Raw genomic sequence first — 16905 nt, 5'->3', positions numbered from 1 at the left:
GCTCCCGCGACTCCGGCAGCCCAGCGCGCCGGCATCGTCAAGGACTTCAAGCAGGCATGGGAGGCCAAGGACATCGACGCCCTCATCGGCCTCCTCGACCCTGACGCCACGATGATCGCCGACGGCGGCGGCCTGGTCAGCGCCGTGCTCCGCCCGATCGAAGGCAGCGAGCAGGTCGCCCGCTACATGGTCGATATCGCCGGCAGGGTACCCGGCCTGATGATCCTGGAGCGTACGGTCAACGGTCAGCCCGGGCTGGTGGCTCAGCGAGACGGCGTCACCGTGACGGTGGCGGCGTTCGACGTTGCAGGCGACCGGATCATGCAAATCTGGGCGGTACGCAATCCCGAGAAGCTCCGGCCGTGGACGGTGGGGCCACAGCACTAGATGGCTGCTTCCAAGGGTTCAGTGGTCGTAGGCGGTCAAGGCATCTTGGCGAAGTAGACAAGCAAAGAAACGGCCCCGTGATCACAGGAGTGATCACGGGGGTTGTCATGTGAAAAGAACACTCAGGCGTGGGCCTGTGGGCCGGCGTCTGCGCCACGCGCTGCTTGAGACTGGTCCGACTCCCACCGGTGCTGCTGCGCGCGGACGTGCCAGGCTTCGGTTCCTGACCGGCCGCTTTCAGAGAATGAGGGCGATCTTTCCTGACAACTGGCCCCGGAGAAAGTGCTCGTGCGCTTCTTGCACGTCTTGCAGGCTGTATTCGGAGTCAACTCGTACCTTGACCTGGCCCTCATCTACAATCTTGGCCAGTTCGGCGAGTCCTGCGCCGTCCTCGCGCACCTGGTTGACCGTGGTGCGGACCGCTCGGTGGGACAGATCCGGCACGGGTCCGGCTTGGGTGGCGATGGAGGCGTAGCGGCCTTCATCGGCCACGGCTTCGGTGACAAAGGCGCCGAAGGTGTCGAAGACGGCGTCATAGGCGGCTACGGGGAGCGTGGCGCGCTCCGTTGTGGCCCATTCGGCCCCCAACTCCTTGGCCACCTCGACCTGGGCTGGTCTGGAAACCAGCGCGTGTACCCGGGCGCCGCGCGCTCGGGCCAGTTGTACGGCCAGGCTTCCTACCGCGCCGACCGCACCTGCCACCAGAAGGCGTTCTCCTGCGCGGATGTCCAGCCAGTCCAGCGTCTGCAAGGCGGTGAGCCCAGGCAACGGCAGTGTCGCCGCCTCCACCAGGCTGATCCTCGAGGGGGCGGCGGCAAGCGAGCCGACCGGTATGGCTACGAGATCGGCCCAGGTTCCTCGTCCGGTTCCAAGCTGGTGAGACATCCCGAAGACCCGTTCACCCACGGGCAGTCCACTGGTCGGGCTGTCGACGACGATGCCCGCCAGTTCCCAGCCCAAGGTCATCGGCAGCCGTGGGGTGCCCTCTCCGATGGCCCCTTGACGGGTCTTGTCATCAACGGGATTGATGGCGGAGGCAACAACGCGTACCAGCACCTCGCCCTCCAACGGGCGAGGTGCTGGCGCCTCAGCAATGGTTAGGACGTCAGGGTCGCCAAAGCGGTCGATCCGCACAGTGCGCATGCTCAACTCCCTTAGAGTTCGATCGGCATCCAACAATAGGGGAGACTGCCGTCCGCGTGGTGCTCGACGCGATGAGCAGGCTTCCCGTCCTATGCCATCGTTCGCCGGACGCGTGCCGGTCCAGGAACGCGTGACGTCCCAGCGCCGGTCAGCGGGCGTCCGGAACGGGATGTGAGTTGGAGCAGCCGGCAAAGAGGAGTAACGCGGATCTTGCCGCGTCCACCATCTTGTTATAGATCTCACAACGAGGGGTCGGCTGCCAGGCGTCCACACTGACCACACCACATGGAGCACCTGAAGATGTGCATCACCTCTGGAAGCGGCAGGACAGCAATCTCGTTATCCCCCGTGGCCAAGCATGGGATGGCGACCGCTCTGACCTGGTTCGTACGGGTGGCAGCAGCGTTGACCCTGGCCGCACCCGCGGTATCGCCCGCCAGCGCAGCAGCAGCCCTGGCGACTGATGCGGCGCCGCTCCAGCCGCTGAGTCTGGCCGGCCTCGATCTGCGCGCCGGGTCCGATCCCTACACTGTGCCGCTCTCAGCGGAGTACGAGCAGGTGGGCATCGGCGGGGCGCTCAGCGGAAGCGACCGTACCGCGTTACCGGGCAGCGAAGATGCCGGCTGCGCCGCTCGGGCGGCATATCTGCCGCTCGTGCCGGTCCGCACCTGGTTCTGCTGGAACGCCGCCGCCCAGGGCGACAAGAACGATCTCCCGCACTCTCCCTGGGTACCGCAGGGGCTGGCCACCTCTGGCGAGGCGCAGCTCGACGGCACCCCGATCGGCAGTGAGCACCGGGCGCTCATCGCCAGCTGGGCCTGGCTGAACTCGCCCGACCCGAACGCACCCGACTACCGCACCAACTCCGTGATCTTGTCGGTCGTCGACCTCGACGAGCGCCGCTACCGCAACGTCCTGCCGGTGTGGGTGGACGGGCAAGGCAAGCTGAGGCGCATCTACGGACACGGCGGCGGCCTCGCGTGGTACGGCCCCTATCTCTTCATGACCTCCAGCTCCAACTGGAACGGCTACTCAGGCCCCGACTCCACCCAGCACACCATCCGGGTGTTCGACACCCGCAAGATCTACCGCAAGAGAGACGGAAGCGGCGGTGACTACCGTTACGTCATTCCGGAGGTACGGCACTACATCACGCCCATCCTCCTGGACTACGTCTCCTTGGACCGCAACAGCTCCGGCGGCGCCAGCTTGATCACGGGCGCCTACAAGCGCTCCAGCGGCACCTCCGCCTCCCTGGCCGGCACCAAACTGGTCCGCTACCGTTTCCAGCCACCCCCCGACGGCGACTACCGGCTCTTCGCCTCCCCCGTGCAGGCCTGGGTGTCCACCGTTCCGGCCAACCCGGCCAATGCCATCAGCGACGTGCAGGGCGTGCAAGCCAACGGCGACCGCCTCTACCTCAACATGTCGGCCGGCTCCCACCCCGGACCCAACCCCAGCAGACGCTTCGCCACCGTGAACGTCAGCGGTGCCACCTCGACCTGGACGATCAGCGCCCACACGAGCTGGGCCTACCGGCCGGAGGACCTGTCGTTCTGGTACGCGACCGGCGAGCTGTGGGGACTCACCGAAGGCGAGGAGGAACGGGTCGTCTTCTCGGTCGGAATCGCGGACACCGATCCCATGTGAACATCCCGCCCAGGCAGCCGATGACCAGCAGGATCCATGCCCCCGACCACACGGAGCCGCTCGCGGGCAACGTGGCCGAGCGGGGTCAGGTGGCGGGCTGGGTCTCGCGCTGTGGAGTCTGCTGGACCAAGATGGCGGTCGCGCGCTCCAGCAAGTCGCAGAAGGCGGCATGTTCGTCGGGTGTGAAAGCGTCGGTGAGCGCGCGTTCCAGCACGATCACCTCCTGGTAGGCGCGATCCAGCAGTTGCCTGCCCTGCTCGGTAGGCGTGACGATCATGACCTTGGCGTGCACCGGTGACGGCTCGCGGACGATGAGGTCCTTGTTCTGCAGACTGGTGAGGACGGTGGCCATGGTCTGCTGGGTGACGCCGCAGGCACGGGCGAGCTGGGCGCCGGACATCCCGCCCTCACGCGAGAGTGTCAGCAGCACCGTGTACTGCGTCATGGTGAGCCCATAACCGCGCAGCACCGCCTCATGGTGGCCCATCAGCGCCTGCTCGGTGCGCCTGATGCGGGTGCACAGGTACTCCTCGACCGGGATCTCGGTCATCATCCCACCACTTTCACAGGCTGCTGGGTTGACTCAGCTTCCTGATACTCACTACGGTTCCGAAGTATCAGGTTACTGATTCAGCTCAGGAGGCTGCAATGAAGGCTGTCGTGCTCGACACCGACGACCGGCTCCATCTCACCGACCTCGACGAGCCCACCCCTGGCCCCGGCCAGGTGGCCATCGCCGTCGCCTACGCCGGGATCCAGTACGGCGACGTACTGGTCCGCAACGGCCACTTCGACCTCCCGCGGCCGTTCGTCCCCGGGTTTGAGGCCGCCGGGCGCATCATCGCGGTCGGCGACGGCGTCGACCAGGCCCGCATCGGCGAACAGGTCACCGCGCTGACCAGTGCCGGCGCCTACGCCGAAGTGGTCCTCGCCTCCGCGGAGCTGGCCTTCGAGGCAACAGGCATCGACCCGCGGATCGCCGCGGGCTTCGGCTGGGCCACCCCCACCGCGTACGACCTGATCAACACCGTCGCTCGCGTGCAGCCCGGCGAGCACGTGCTGATCCACGCCGCGGCAGGCGGCGTCGGCACCCTGGCCGCGCAGTTCGCCAGAGCCGCCGGAGCGGGCGCCGTCGTCGGCGTAGCGGGCGACACCGACCGGGCCGGCTACGCCGCCCGGTTCGGCTTCGATCAGGTGCTGGTGCGCGAGGAATTCCCCGATGCTCTGGGCGGCAGGCAGTTCGACGCGATTCTCGATCCCATCGGCGGGCCCACTCGCCACGCCAATCTGGAACGCCTCGCTCCCCACGGCCGGTTGGCCGTCTACGGCAACATCGCCACCTTCGAGCCCGTCCAGGTCTCCGCCAACGACCTCCTCATGCAAGGGAAGTCCCTGCTGACGTACAACAGCAACCTGCTCAGCCAGACCCACCCCGGCCGCCTCGCCGACAGCGCACGCCGGGCACTGCGGCTCGTCGCCGACGGCCGGATACACATCGACATCACCGCCGAATACGAACCAGCCGACCTCGACACCGCCATCCAGCGGCTCGCCAACGGCGCGACCCGCGGCAGGAGCATCCTTCGCGTGGCCCCTGTCGCTGGGTGAGGCGCTGGTGGCGACGTCTCTCTCAAGCCATGCCGTCAGGCCGCCGTCGCTCTGACCGGTGACCCAACGAGCGCCACCGGAGGCCAGGAAGGCGACGACATCGGCGATGTCCTCGGGTTCGCCGAGCCCCCAGAGGGGTCTGATCGATGGCGTCCGCCAGCCCGCACCGGTGCTGCGCAACATCAAGGGAGCCGTCGGCGCTCATGACTTTACAGCTGTTGCGCTACGATCGTAGCGCAACGTTCGTTCCCAATACAATGGCGGACATGGACACGACCACCCCGACCCCAGGTGGCGCCCGCAGCCGCAACCGGCGGGGACAGGGCGAACGGCTACGCGAGGACATCATCGCCGCCGCCCTCCGCCTGCTCGACGAACTGGCCGACGACCAAGCACTGTCACTGCGCGCCGTAGCACGCGAGATCGGCATCGCCGCGACATCCGTCTACATCCACTTCGCCGACCGGGACGCCCTGGTCTTCGCGGCCATGGAACGCTGCAACAGCGACCTCATCAACGCCATCGACCAAGCCGAAGCCGCATCCGACGACCCCGTGGCCAAACTGCGCGCCCGGGTGCTCCTGCAGGGCCAGTGGGCCTACCAGCACGCGGGGCTGTACAAGGTCCTCCACGAAAGCACCCTCAACCAGCGGATGCCGATGCCGTTCAAGACTGTGCTCGGCGAACGCACCACGGCGGCCATCCAACGCTGCATGGACGCCGGGCTCGCCCCCACCGGCGACGACTCCGCCACGGTCGCACTTGACCTGAGGGCGGCCGTCCACGGCGCCGTCTCCATGCGCCTCAACCAGCCGGACCACCGGCTGCCGCCACTGGAAGAGCAGGTCGACCGCTTCCTCACCAAGCTCGTCGGCGTCACACCGGCCTCCCGATAGCGCCAGTCCGGCTGCGGCGAGCCGGACATTACAGTGATCATCATGAGAGGATCAACGGCTCTGGCGGCGCCCGCGCTGACCGCCGCCTGCTCAGCGCAGGCCGACGACCACGTGCTGCGCGACCCGTCGAAGTGGCCGCTCGCAGGGTTGTCCGGGGCCACGGCGACCAAGGAGAAGCTGCCCGAGGACGCCGAACGGGCGCTGGCGCGGCTCAGGGAGGGTGATGTCGACGGGATCAGCCAGGCGGGCCAGCATGACAACGGTGTTCTGGCCGGACACTTCGACGGCGGTGTCACCCCTGCCGCTCATGGTTGGATCGAGTGAGCGGCCGCCTGCTCGGCTAGACGCGCCGCGCGATCGTGACGATCGAGCGGCTGGCATCGGAGACAGGCTCGTGGTGCCAGTCACCGTACTGCGCCTCGATCTCGAAGCCCGCCTCGCCGAGGAACGCCCCGAGCTTCGGCACATCCAGGAATCGCAGACTCGCACGATCGACGCGCAGGACGGTGCCGTCGTGGCCGCTGGTCGTCTCGGTGAACGTCACCACGTCGGCGACCACCGCCTCGACGTGGTGCGACACGCGAAGCCTGCGGCCGTTTCCGTCCACAACCTCGGTGGCGTTCGACGGGTTCCACTCTTCCCACGCGCGCGCCTGGGGGTTGCGCGTTTCAAAAACGAATCGCTCGCCGTCGCGTAGCGCCCTGCGGATCGCGGTCAGCGACTTGGACAGCTCTTCATCGCCGATGAAGCACTGGAACGCGTTGCTGGCCATGATTGCCAGGTCGAACTCGCGATCCCAGGTCATGTCCGCCGCGACACCGGCAACCCACTCGATGTCACTGCGCCGCCGGGCCCGATCGAGCGCCGCCAGGTCCGGGTCGAGCCCGGCGAGCCGCCCGCGGTGACCGAGTTCGCGCGCTTGGTGCAGCATGCTTCCGGTGCCGCACCCGACGTCCAGAACGGCCTCCGCAGCCATCACGAGCTCGTCGTAGAACGCGTCGCTGGGACAGCGGATGGGATCCCACGGGTTGAGCAGGTCATACAGGGCCGCGGCGTCGGCATCGGTGAACATCCCCGCAGTATCACGACACCGTCAGCGGCTGCCAACCGAATATCCGAGTCGCAGGGTGCAGGGGGCCCGGCGCGCCTGGTGTCAGCCGGTGGAGCCCGTCGATTCTTCGTTGGCGGGGCCCGAGGCGAACGCCCGCGCGCGGAAACGGCGGAAGCGGAGGAGAAGGATCACCGAAGCGGCGATCAGGATGACGAGAGCGGCGAGCGCGAGGGCCAGGGTCCAAGGGGAGTCCACCGAAGCGGCCAGGCCCCATGTTCCGGGCTTCGCGGGAAAGGTGAGCGTTCCGGTCAGCGTGTGACTGACCCGGCCGCTGTTGAGGGTGAGATGGAACGTCCACGGCCCGTCGGGGAGCTCCTTGCCGAGCTGCGCGGTGACGTTCCCGCGCTCACCAGGCGCCAGGGTCGTACCTCGGTCGATCAGGTAGGGCCCGGCGCTCAGGGAGCTCGGGCCGTCTGTCAGCGTCAGCTGTCCGTTGAGGTCGACGGCGCGCTCGCCGGTGTTGGAGACCGCTGCCACGATCTTGGGGCGTCCGTCTTCCGCCCGCTGCGGGATTATCGTGCCGATCTGGAAGTCCGAGGGCGGCTCCCCGCCTGGGCCGACGTCGAGATAGGCGCGGACTCCTACGCGGTTGACGAGCGTGACGTTTCCGTGGATCCCGTCCGCCGGCTCCGAGGAGACCTGAGCCCAGATGACGGCGTAGCGCTCCCCCTTGCCGGCCCATTGAGGCACGGCGACGGTGGCCTTCACCCGCGCGCTGCCACGCGGCGGAAGATCCGCCGCCGAGCGGTCGAGTCTGATCCACGAAGTCAGCTCGTTGGAGCCGCGGTCCGGCGCGAAGGTGAAGCGGCCGCGGTTGATGGAGGCAGCGGCTGCGTACAGCTCCACGTGCTGCGGCTTGGCCGAGGTGCTGCGGACCTCCAGGCGCCGGGTGAAGGTGGTGCCCGGATTGACGTGGTCGACGATGAACACATGTGAGCGCGGATCGTCCACCCGATTGGCGGGGATCTCCAGCACCCTGATGCTGATCGCGCCTTCGTCAGTGGGACGCGTGCGTCCCCGCTCCGCGTCCGTGGCTGCTGGGGCGCCCATCATGGCGTGCAGCAGGAACGCCAGCAGCGCCGCGGAGGCGGGGCGGGGAAACGGTGATCGTGACATGTGGGCTAAACGACGGAGTGGTTCACCGTGCCCGTATAGGTGCCTGCTACCGCGGAAGTGGGGACGTGGACCACCAGGGTGGGATTCCAGGTGCAGGAATTGTCGCCGGAGCCGGACGTCTTGCTGAAGGCGGTGCGCGAGGTGTCCAGCGACTGGGCAGCAGCGGCATTGGCCTGGCCTGGGGCGAAGGCCGCGGCCGGGGCCCCGCTGGTGGCCGTCGCCGTGCCCGACCAGTAATCGACGTCGGCGTTGGGAATGGTCTCTGGGGCGGTGCCGGTGCCTGTGGTGAAGCCTCCCGTCGCGGCGATCACCGACGCGACCCAGGTGGCGGTAAGAGCCGCGCGCTGGTCGGTCACCGTGACCGAGCCGAGCTGCCCGCTGATCTGTCCACCGGGCGCGCTGTCGCCGATGTTCACGGCGGGAGTGGGACCCGGCACGGTTATGGACAGTCCGTCTTCCGCGGTCACGGTGAAGGTCACCGTGGTGGGACACGTGGTGCTCTGGGGGCAGGTGTCGGCCTGCAAGGGGGCGGTCACGCCCATGGCTGCTACCAGGCCGGCGGCGCCCGCCACAGAGATGCCCAGACGACGAATGAACACTACTGATCTCCTTCACCACTATCGCCCTGTGTCCGGGCTGCCTCAGTAATCACATTTTTCGCAACTGTCACAGGGCGAAACCGACCAAGGCGGCCTCTGGGCGATTCTTGGCGACCGCGTGGTGGCCGCCTGACGTCTTCAATCGCCCATCCCATTCCCCAGAACCCGCGACGAAGGGGACGAAAGCAATCGGCTCGGAATCGGCGCTCTTGCCGCGATCATTGCCCCATGCTTGCGGTACGCGTACGAGGTGGGGGACGTTCCGGGGCTGTTGTGATCTAGGCTGCCAGCGTTCGCGCACACCGCTGAAGGGCGACGCCAACCCCCGCGAGGAATCGGAATGAGGACGAGCCGTGCCGATGGCTCCGTAACACGAGTCTCCTGGTCGCTGCTCGCATCGGCCATACTGCTGGTGTCCCTTCACACGCCGGAAGCCGAGGCTTCCAGGACCGTGCGAACTGTGGTGCTCGTCCGGCATGCCAACACGCTGACCATCGCCGTGCCCAGCGGCTCGGTGAACCTCGGAAGTGCCCATCCAAACCGCACGATCAGTGCCTCCCTGGGCACGGTGACCGTGGTCGACAGCAGGAGCGGGATTCCCCCCTGGACGGCAACCGTCACGGCCACCAACTTCACCACCGGGAGTGGAGCGTCCACGTACACCATCACAAAAGGCCAAGCCGCGTACTGGTCCGGCCCGATCACCGCCCAGTCAGGCACCGGCACCCGTGTCCCCGGCGAGCCCACCGCGAACGACACAGTCTCGCTGGCCACGCAGCAGACCGCGTTCAGCGGGCGTAAAACCTCGGCGATCACCCAATCGACGAGCTGGGCGCCAACGGTCGTGATCACCGTCCCGGCCTCTGCCGTCGCGGGCACCTATACGGGCGTCATCAGTCACTCGGTCGCCTGAACAGCCACGGCACTCAGTACGGCGTCCGGCGAGGCCCGGGCGGCCCGCCGATGAGTTGACGTTTCCGTGATCTGCCACGAACACGGGCGGCACGAGGCGGGCGGTGACCGTGGGTGATATTGAGAGCGCCGGAGCGACTGAGGCCAGATCGGGCTTCAAGGCTCGCGCCGGCGCCACAGGGCTCGGCTGGTGGCGGCATGACAGCCGCGGGTCCGATGCGCCAAGCGGGTTCTGCGGCCTTTCGTTCTTCGTCTGGAAAGGATGTCATGCGTTCTCGACGTCTGAAATACCCACTCGTGGTAATGGCGATGGCACTGGCGGCAAGCACGCTCTCGACCGCGTCCGCTGACGCGAACTCCGGCTCGTCACCCCCACGTCCTTGGGTGAAGCTCTGTCTCAAGCTCAAACGGATGCCCGAGCACCGGCATATACGGTGCCACTTCCCGCCCCCGCCCCGGCGCGGCTCGGCCGCCAGGCTCGCGGCGCAGGCCCAGCGGGCGACGATCGACGAAATTTCGATTCCGACCAGCCCCGCCACTCCCGTCGGCATCACGAGCGGGCCGGACAACGCGCTGTGGTTCACCGAGAACACCGCCAACAAGATCGGACGCGTCACCACCGGGGGGCTGTTCACCGAATACTCCATCCCCACCAGCGATTCCCAGCCGGGTCACATCGCCGTCGGCTCGGACGACGCCCTGTGGTTCACCGAGGCGGTCGGCAACAAGATCGGGCGGATCACCACCAGCGGGACCATCACCGAATACAGCCTGCCGACCAGCGACGCCTACCCCTGGGGTATCACCAGCGGGCCGGACGACGCCCTGTGGTTCGTGGAGCAGCTCGGCAACAAGATCGGCCGGATCACCACCAGCGGGACCATCACCGAATACAGCCTGCCGACCAGCGACGCCTACCCGATGCGCATCACCACGGGACCGGACGACAACCTGTGGTTCACGGAGTCGCTGGCGGGCAACATCGGACAGATCACCACTGGCGGAACGATCACTGAGTTCAGCATCCCGTCCTCCGGCGCCATCCCCGTCGGGATCACCGCGGGTCCGGACGACAACCTGTGGTACACCGACGCCAACGCGAAGGTGAGTTCCGTCAGCACGTCAGGTGACTTCACCGAGTACGACCTGGAGGACGTCAACAGCTTCCCGTGGGGCATCACCACCGGTCCCGACGGCAACCTGTGGTTCGCCGAGCAGATCGCCGACAAGGTCGGCAGCATCACCACGTCCGGGACGATCAGTGAGTACTCACTGCCCACCGGTTTCTCGGGAGCGTTCGACATCACGGAAGGATCCGACGACAATCTCTGGCTCACCGAGGACTACGTCGACCAGATAGCGGTCATCACTCCTTGAGTGAACCGGTCGGCGGCCGCCTCCCGGAACACGGAAGCGCGCCGCCGACTGGTCCAGAACTTCGGGTTCGGCCTGCTGTGGTGTTATGCGCCTTCGCTGGGAAGCAGCGCCACGGAACGGGGTCGTGAGCAGGTGCTCGTGATGGTCACCGCCGCCCCCGAGTGCGCCGAGGCCAGCAGCGACTCCATGACGTCGAGCACGTGGAAGGCCAGCGACCCGCCCGCACGGGGCTCCTCGCCCGCCGGGGTCGAGGCGAAGTCCGCCAGGCCCACGCCGCGCCCGGCCCCGGCGTAGCCGGCCGCCTCGGGAAGGGCTCGCCAGCCCTCCTCACCCACCCCCGATACGAGGACGGACCCGTCGAAGCGGTTGGGATCGGGTACGACGAGCGAACCCTTCTCCCCGTGCACTTCGATGTTGGGCGCCTTGGTCGCCGCCCCGTCGAAGCTCATCACCAGCGTGGTCAGCGCTCCCGAGGCGTGTACGAGCACTCCAGTGACGTGCGTGTCGACGGTGACCGGGATCTCCTCACCCCGGCGGGGGCCCGAGCCGATCGTGCGCTTGGCGCGCGTGCGACTGGCGGCGCCGATGACCGTCGTCACCGGCCCAAGCAGGGTCACCAGGCTGGTGATGTAGTAGGGCCCCATGTCCAGGAGTGGGCCGCCGCCGGGGACGTAGTAGAAGTCGGGGTTGGGATGCCAGCGCTCATGGCCCGGCGTCATCATCGTCGCGGTCGCCGCGATCGGCCTGCCGATCAGCCCGTCGTCGATCGCCTTGCGCGCCGTCTGCGTGCCTGTGCCCAGCACCGTGTCGGGGGCGCACCCCACGCGCACCCCGGCGGCGTCGGCCGCCCGCAGCATCTGCCCGGCATCCGTCACGGTCGCGGCAAGGGGCTTCTCGCAATAGACGTCCTTGCCCGCCGCTATGGCCTGCAGCGCGATCTCAGCGTGCGCGGCCGGGACAGTCAGGTTGAGTACGACGTCCACGCGCGGATCCGCCAGCAACTCCGCCACGCTCACGACATCGACCCCCGCATAGGGCCGGACCGCCTCGCGCGCCCGATCGAGGTCCAGATCGGCGACGGCCACCAGCCGCAACTGCGGCAGCCGGTCGATGGTCTGGAAATACTGGGCCGAGATGGCGCCGCATCCGACGACGCCGACGTTCACCTGCTGGCCCACAACATTCCCCTCTCAATGATGGTGCGCACGCTGTCGTTCTCCAGGACGTCGAGGCTGTGCCCAGGCGTCGTGACGAAGATCCGTCCGCTCCCCCATTGCCGGGTCCAGATCGCCGGCGAGGTGACCTCCCGGTGCCAGGGGTCCCATGGGCGCACCTTCTGCGTCGTCGTCGCCAGCACGTCGATGTAGTCGTCGGTCAGGACCCAGTACTGCTCGGTGACGAGGTCGAAGTCCGCGATGCCCTCGGTGATGGGGTGAGTGGCCGCCTCGGGCAGCATGTTCACCCTGTACGGCACGAAGTTGTCAGCCTGCGAACCTTCGCGCTCGGCCGGGTCCTTGCCCGGGTGGCAGGCGAACTGCCCGCCGATGAGGTGCAGGTAGTCGGAGGAGTTGCGGTAGGAGTCGGCGATGCCGCCGTGCCAGCCCGCCATCCCCGTGCCCGCCCGGATCGCGGCCTCCAAACCGCGCAGCTCCGCCTGCTCGATCGTGCCCATCGTGTAGCACTGCACGATGAGATCGACGCCGGACATGAACTCCGGATCCGCGTACGGCGCCGGAGACTCCGCCCGATGCACCTCGAATCCGTGCTTCTCCAGGAAGGGGACGAAGAGGTCGGTGGCCTCGACCGGGGCGTGCCCTTCCCAGCCGCCTCTCACCACCAGGGCCCTTCGGCCGTGTTCGTCTGTCATGCGGTCGCCTATCGCTCGGGGGACAAACGACTCCAATCTTCGCATTTACGAACGAACTATCTGAAGGGGTGGGATGGTACTGACTGATTTTCGCCGACTCACCAGTACCGCTCGATGCTGTCGAGCTGGCCGGGCCGGTTGGTCATGATGCCGTCCACGCCGTACGAGACCAGGCGGCGCAGGACGCCAGGCCGGTCCGTCGGCCCGGTGTAGACCCGCATGCCCTTGGCATGGACCGCCCTGACGACTTCCGGTGTGATGCTGGAGCGCGGCAGGCTGAGCGCCTTGGCGAAGGTGCCCAGGTCGGAGAGCTTGTTCAGGTCCGGCTTGCCGAGCAGGTTGATGGGGACCTCGGGCATCATGCGGTGGAAGGACCGCATCGCGTTCCAGTCGAACGCCTGCACGACCAGCCCACGGCCGCTCCACAACGAACGGTTTCGTTTCAGCAGGTCGGCTACCCGCTGGTCGATGCCCGCGTCGCCCGGCGAGTGCTTGACATCCAGCAGCAGCCCGATGTTGTACCGGCCCATGGCCCGGAGCGCCTCTTCGAGAGTGGGCACCTTCTCGCCGCGGAACCGCGAGGAGAACCATGATCCGGCGTCCAGCCGCCGGATCTCCGCGAGCGTGAAGTCGGCGACCTTCCACGGGGACCGATCGGGAAAGAGCTGTTCGACGTTGGTGGTGCGGGACAGCGTCTGGTCGTGTATCAGGACGAGCTGCTGATCCTTGGTCTGCTGGATGTCGAACTCGCAGGCGTCGGCCCGCTGCATCCGTGCCAGAGCGCAGGCCGCGATGGTGTTCTCGGGCCCATATGCAGCGCCGCCTCGATGCGCGATGTTGTCGACCGACGGCGAGGCGTGGGCGGCCCCCGGCATGCAGGCCAGAGCGGCCACGGTGGCCAGGGCGGCAGTGACTGTGGCACCAAGCGGGCGATACATGCTTCCTCCTCGGGCTAGTAACCCGAACCCGACAAAGCCTCTCTTATGTCGAATGAGTGGAAAGTGCCCACTAGGTGCCAGCAGCGAGCGGTCCGCCCGGCGTGTCGCTCATATCGGGACGAACTCTTTGCCGGGTCGGAAGCACGGTTGGCGAGAGCGCGCCGCCGGCCAAGGATTCGTCGATCGCGATACGCGCCGCTCGATCAGAGGGCGAGCCGGACCTGGTACTCCTTGAGCCACGCGTCGATCTGCAGCATGCGCTCCAGCGCGGCGCGGTCGCCGATGCCGCTGGTTTCGCCCACCGGCCGGTCGATCATCGCGCGCGCTTTGTCCAGGTCGATCACCTGGGCGCAGGGCGGATCACCGCGCTCGATCAGCACGCGGGCCTCGTCGCGTAGAGCCTGATCGTAGGCCGGGTCCTGGGTGGCGGGGTACGGGCTCTTGACGCGCTTCAGTACCGAGTCGGGCAGCAGGTCCGCGGCGGCCGCGCGCAGCAGGCTCTTCTCGCGCCCGTCGAAGGTCTTCATCGCCCAGGGGACGTTGAAGACGTACTCCACCAGCCGGTGGTCGCAGAACGGGACGCGCACCTCCAGTCCGACGGCCATGCTCATCCGGTCCTTGCGGTCGAGCAGGATCTGCACGAACCGGGTGAGGTGCAGGTAGCTGACCTCCCGCATGCGCCGCTCGTGTCCCGTCTCACCGGGCAGCGCGGGCACCTCGGCGAGCGCCTGGCGGTAGCTCTCGTCCTGGTAGCCGGGGATGTCGAGGACGCGCTGCACGTCGTCCCTGAGCAGGAGCTCCGCCCCGGTATGGGGAGAAAGCCCGCCGATGAACCACGGGAAGGTGTCGGCCCCCACCGCCTCGGGGTCGTGGAACCACCGGTAGCCGCCGAAGACCTCGTCGGCCGACTCCCCGGACAGCGCCACTGTGGAGTGCCCCCGGATGGCCTTGAACAGCAGGTAGAGCGAGCTATCCATGTCGCCGATGCCGATCGGCAGGTCGCGGGCGCGCAGCACGGCCGCGCGCGCGACCGGGTTCATCAGTTCGGCCGAGTCGAGCACGATGTCGATGTGCTCGGCGCCGACGTGCTCGGCCACCTCGTGCACGTACGGCGTGTCGGGCGTCGAGCGGGTGAGATCGGGCTTGAAGTGCTCGGTGTAACCGGCGAAGTCCACGGAGAAGGAGCGGATGGCGCCCAGCCCCTGATCCCGCAGGCCCTTCGCGGCGATCGCGGTGATCGCGCTGGAGTCGAGGCCGCCGGACAGCAGCGCGCACAGCGGCACGTCGCTGATGAGCTGACGGGTGACGATGTCGTCCAGCAGGCCGCGTACCGTCTTGACTGTGAAGTCGACGTCGTCCGGGTGCTCTCGTGATTCCAACTGCCAGTAGCGGCGCTTGCTGATCCCCTCGCGCCCCACCTTGACGATCTGGCCCGGCCGCACCTCGTACATGCCCTTGAAGACCCCGTGCTCCGGCGTCTTGACGAACGACATCAGCTCACGCATCCCGTCCGCGTCGAGCACCCGCTGGGCGAGCGGGTTGGCGAGGATCGCCTTGGGCTCCGATCCGAACAGCACGCCGTGCCGCGTCGGGTAGTAGTACAGCGGTTTGATGCCCATGCGGTCGCGGACGAGGAGCAGCTCCTCGCGCGCGGCGTCCCATACCGCGAAGGCGTACATGCCGTTCAGGCGGCCGGCCAGCTCCTCGCCCCACTCGACGTAGGCGCGCAGGACCACCTCGGTGTCACTGCGGGTACGGAAGTCGTGTCCGCGAGCCGCCAGCTCCGCGCGCAGCTCGTGGTAGTTGTAGACCTCTCCGCTGTAGGTCAGCACAGCCGGCTCGCGCCCGGCGTCGTCGGTGACCATCGGCTGCCGACCGCCCGGCAGGTCGATGATGGCGAGCCTGCGGTGGCCGATGGCGGCGTGCGGCGCCAGCCAGAGCCCCTCGTCGTCGGGGCCACGGCAGGCCATCGTGTCCGTCATGGCCTGCGCGGTGTCCCTGGCGTCGCTCAGGTCCCGCTCGAAGTCCACCCATCCGCATATGCCGCACATGTCGCTTTCCCCCTGGTTTTCTCCGTAAGGCCCGTTAGCTGCCCGGGCCGGGCGGGATATCACGCGGACGAACACCCCTTGACCAGGAAGAACGACTGAACACCGCCCCCGGCGGGCCTGTACGCGGCGGGCCGGCGTGCGGCCAATCTTTTCCGGGTGGATAACAGTTGAAGAACGGACAATAGCGAGGGTGTGGCGGTGTGCAGCAGCATGGATACGTGGCAGTCATTTCCGCCAGGCGGAGATCGACCTTGCGCCGCGGGCCGTACCTGGCCCGAGCGGTGGCTCAGCTGTTGGCGTGGCCGGCACTGGAGGTGCACGACACCCGGCGCGGCGTGGCCTTCACGGTCCAGGGCACCGAGATCCTGCGCTTGACCGGCACGGACGAGGTGCGCCTGCGCCTGACGGCGCCCGCGATCGAACGACTGGAGCCCCAGCTGGGCGACTGCGATCAGGTCCAGCTGTGCGCCGACCACACATGGGTGGCCTTGCGGGTCGAAGCCGAGCCCGACCTCGACCTGCTCCTCGCCCTGACGAGCGTGGCGATCAAGGCGCACGCCGCCTGAGGGCGAACCCGGGTTCAGGAGAGCACGTCGGGGTGTACCAGCAGGTCGGCGCTCTCACGGGTCGCGCGGATGGCGACGGCGTTGGGCTCGTCGACCTCGGCGACCCAGCGGGCGGCCTGATCGGGGGACTTGCCGAACCGGATGTGCCGCTGGGTGAGGCGGTGCAGGCGTACGCGGTCGTCGACCTCGGCGTACCAGACCTCGGTCATGGCCGCCCGCACCTGCCGCCACGGGTCGGCGTCGGCCAGTAGGTAGTTGCCCTCGCTGACCACGACCCGCGCGGCCGGCGGCACCGGGATGGCGCCCGCGATCGGCTGCTCGATCTCGCGGTCGAACGACGGGGCGTAGACGACGGCCGAGGTCTCCGCGCGGATGCGGCGCAGCAGCGCCAGGTACCCGTGGGCGTCGAACGTGTCCATGGCGCCCTTGCGCCGCAGCCGGCCGAGGCGTTCGAGCTCGACGTCGGCCAGATGGAAGCCGTCCATCGGCACCCACACCGCCGGCAGCCCGGACGCCGTGAGGCGCTCGGCCAGCCAGCCGGCCAACGTCGACTTGCCCGCGCCCGGGCATCCCGCGATGCCCACCACGACCCGGTCACCGGCCGCGGCCAGCCCGTTGACACGCTGGAGGAGCTGCTCACCGTTCACGGCACGAAGGATAGAGGTCGATGAGGGATGAAAGGAT

Annotated in this window: 17 protein-coding genes and 1 pseudogene; 8 read left to right on the top strand and 10 right to left on the bottom strand. The window is 68.0% G+C overall.

Annotated elements, in window-relative coordinates; translation table 11 throughout:
- A pseudogene (locus tag AB0J09_RS10330) lies at positions 1-387 on the top strand (RNA polymerase subunit sigma-24); the annotation flags it as partial.
- 237 nt (positions 388-624) lie between these two features.
- Here the strand turns inward: AB0J09_RS10330 and AB0J09_RS10325 are convergent.
- Complete coding sequence (locus AB0J09_RS10325; RefSeq protein ID WP_360688253.1) at positions 625-1530, bottom strand: NADP-dependent oxidoreductase; 906 nt, start codon at positions 1528-1530, stop codon at positions 625-627.
- Positions 1531-1878: 348 nt separating this feature from the next.
- Between AB0J09_RS10325 and AB0J09_RS10320 the strand changes: the two genes are divergently transcribed.
- A complete protein-coding gene (locus tag AB0J09_RS10320; RefSeq protein WP_360688250.1) occupies positions 1879-3180 on the top strand; it encodes a hypothetical protein in 1302 nt (433 codons plus the stop codon).
- 85 nt (positions 3181-3265) lie between these two features.
- Here the strand turns inward: AB0J09_RS10320 and AB0J09_RS10315 are convergent, their stop codons facing one another.
- Positions 3266-3733 (bottom strand): MarR family transcriptional regulator, encoded by a 468-nt coding sequence (locus tag AB0J09_RS10315; protein WP_360688247.1) that lies wholly within the window; start codon positions 3731-3733, stop codon positions 3266-3268.
- Positions 3734-3828: 95 nt separating this feature from the next.
- On the opposite strand from AB0J09_RS10315, the gene AB0J09_RS10310 reads away from it, so the two are divergent.
- The 3 genes from AB0J09_RS10310 to AB0J09_RS10300 all read left to right on the top strand — a co-directional run bounded on the left by AB0J09_RS10310 (position 3829) and on the right by AB0J09_RS10300 (position 6008).
- Positions 3829-4788, top strand: a complete 960-nt coding sequence (locus tag AB0J09_RS10310; protein WP_360688244.1) for a zinc-binding alcohol dehydrogenase family protein — start codon at positions 3829-3831, stop codon at positions 4786-4788.
- Between the two features lie 266 nt (positions 4789-5054).
- Positions 5055-5684 (top strand): TetR/AcrR family transcriptional regulator, encoded by a 630-nt coding sequence (locus tag AB0J09_RS10305; protein ID WP_360688241.1) that lies wholly within the window; start codon positions 5055-5057, stop codon positions 5682-5684.
- A gap of 42 nt (positions 5685-5726) precedes the next feature.
- The gene (locus AB0J09_RS10300) at positions 5727-6008 is read left to right on the top strand and encodes a hypothetical protein (protein ID WP_360688238.1); all 282 of its coding nucleotides are present in this window, start codon (positions 5727-5729) and stop codon (positions 6006-6008) included.
- A 16-nt stretch (positions 6009-6024) separates the two neighbouring features.
- Here the strand turns inward: AB0J09_RS10300 and AB0J09_RS10295 are convergent, their stop codons facing one another.
- From AB0J09_RS10295 to AB0J09_RS10285, 3 genes are all read right to left on the bottom strand, one after another.
- Positions 6025-6756, bottom strand: a complete 732-nt coding sequence (locus tag AB0J09_RS10295) for a class I SAM-dependent methyltransferase (RefSeq protein WP_360688235.1) — start codon at positions 6754-6756, stop codon at positions 6025-6027.
- Positions 6757-6837: 81 nt separating this feature from the next.
- A complete protein-coding gene (locus AB0J09_RS10290) occupies positions 6838-7911 on the bottom strand; it encodes a hypothetical protein (protein ID WP_360688232.1) in 1074 nt (357 codons plus the stop codon).
- A 5-nt stretch (positions 7912-7916) separates the two neighbouring features.
- The gene (locus AB0J09_RS10285; RefSeq protein WP_360688229.1) at positions 7917-8510 is read right to left on the bottom strand and encodes a hypothetical protein; all 594 of its coding nucleotides are present in this window, start codon (positions 8508-8510) and stop codon (positions 7917-7919) included.
- 460 nt (positions 8511-8970) lie between these two features.
- Between AB0J09_RS10285 and AB0J09_RS10280 the strand changes: the two genes are divergently transcribed.
- Both AB0J09_RS10280 and AB0J09_RS10275 read left to right on the top strand, forming a co-directional pair.
- Positions 8971-9423, top strand: a complete 453-nt coding sequence (locus tag AB0J09_RS10280; protein WP_360688226.1) for a hypothetical protein — start codon at positions 8971-8973, stop codon at positions 9421-9423.
- Positions 9424-9806: 383 nt separating this feature from the next.
- Positions 9807-10799 (top strand): virginiamycin B lyase, encoded by a 993-nt coding sequence (locus tag AB0J09_RS10275; protein WP_360688223.1) that lies wholly within the window; start codon positions 9807-9809, stop codon positions 10797-10799.
- Positions 10800-10882: 83 nt separating this feature from the next.
- Here AB0J09_RS10275 and AB0J09_RS10270 read toward each other — a convergent pair whose 3' ends face one another.
- The 4 genes from AB0J09_RS10270 to asnB all read right to left on the bottom strand — a co-directional run bounded on the left by AB0J09_RS10270 (position 10883) and on the right by asnB (position 15655).
- Positions 10883-11977 (bottom strand): Gfo/Idh/MocA family oxidoreductase, encoded by a 1095-nt coding sequence (locus tag AB0J09_RS10270; protein ID WP_360688220.1) that lies wholly within the window; start codon positions 11975-11977, stop codon positions 10883-10885.
- Positions 11962-12666, bottom strand: coding sequence for a ThuA domain-containing protein (locus AB0J09_RS10265; RefSeq protein WP_360688217.1), 705 nt, complete (start codon positions 12664-12666; stop codon positions 11962-11964). The genes AB0J09_RS10270 and AB0J09_RS10265 overlap by 16 nt, the downstream gene beginning before the upstream one ends.
- Before the next feature lie 98 nt (positions 12667-12764).
- Entirely contained in the window at positions 12765-13604 is an 840-nt protein-coding gene (locus AB0J09_RS10260) for a glycerophosphodiester phosphodiesterase family protein (RefSeq protein ID WP_360688214.1), read from the bottom strand.
- A gap of 203 nt (positions 13605-13807) precedes the next feature.
- A complete protein-coding gene (gene asnB, locus AB0J09_RS10255; RefSeq protein WP_360688211.1) occupies positions 13808-15655 on the bottom strand; it encodes an asparagine synthase (glutamine-hydrolyzing) in 1848 nt (615 codons plus the stop codon).
- A 218-nt stretch (positions 15656-15873) separates the two neighbouring features.
- Between asnB and AB0J09_RS10250 the strand changes: the two genes are divergently transcribed.
- Positions 15874-16221 (top strand): luciferase family protein, encoded by a 348-nt coding sequence (locus AB0J09_RS10250; protein WP_360688208.1) that lies wholly within the window; start codon positions 15874-15876, stop codon positions 16219-16221.
- Positions 16222-16235: 14 nt separating this feature from the next.
- Here the strand turns inward: AB0J09_RS10250 and AB0J09_RS10245 are convergent, their stop codons facing one another.
- Positions 16236-16868: a nucleoside/nucleotide kinase family protein gene (locus AB0J09_RS10245; RefSeq protein ID WP_360688205.1), complete on the bottom strand. Its 633-nt coding sequence runs from the start codon at positions 16866-16868 to the stop codon at positions 16236-16238.
- Positions 16869-16905: the final 37 nt, after the last annotated feature.

This window comes from Nonomuraea sp. NPDC049784 (genome assembly GCF_040659615.1).
Lineage (GTDB): Bacteria > Actinomycetota > Actinomycetes > Streptosporangiales > Streptosporangiaceae > Nonomuraea.
The sequence above is the reverse complement of the archived record's forward strand: the minus strand, read 5'-3'. Positions and strand labels throughout refer to the sequence as shown.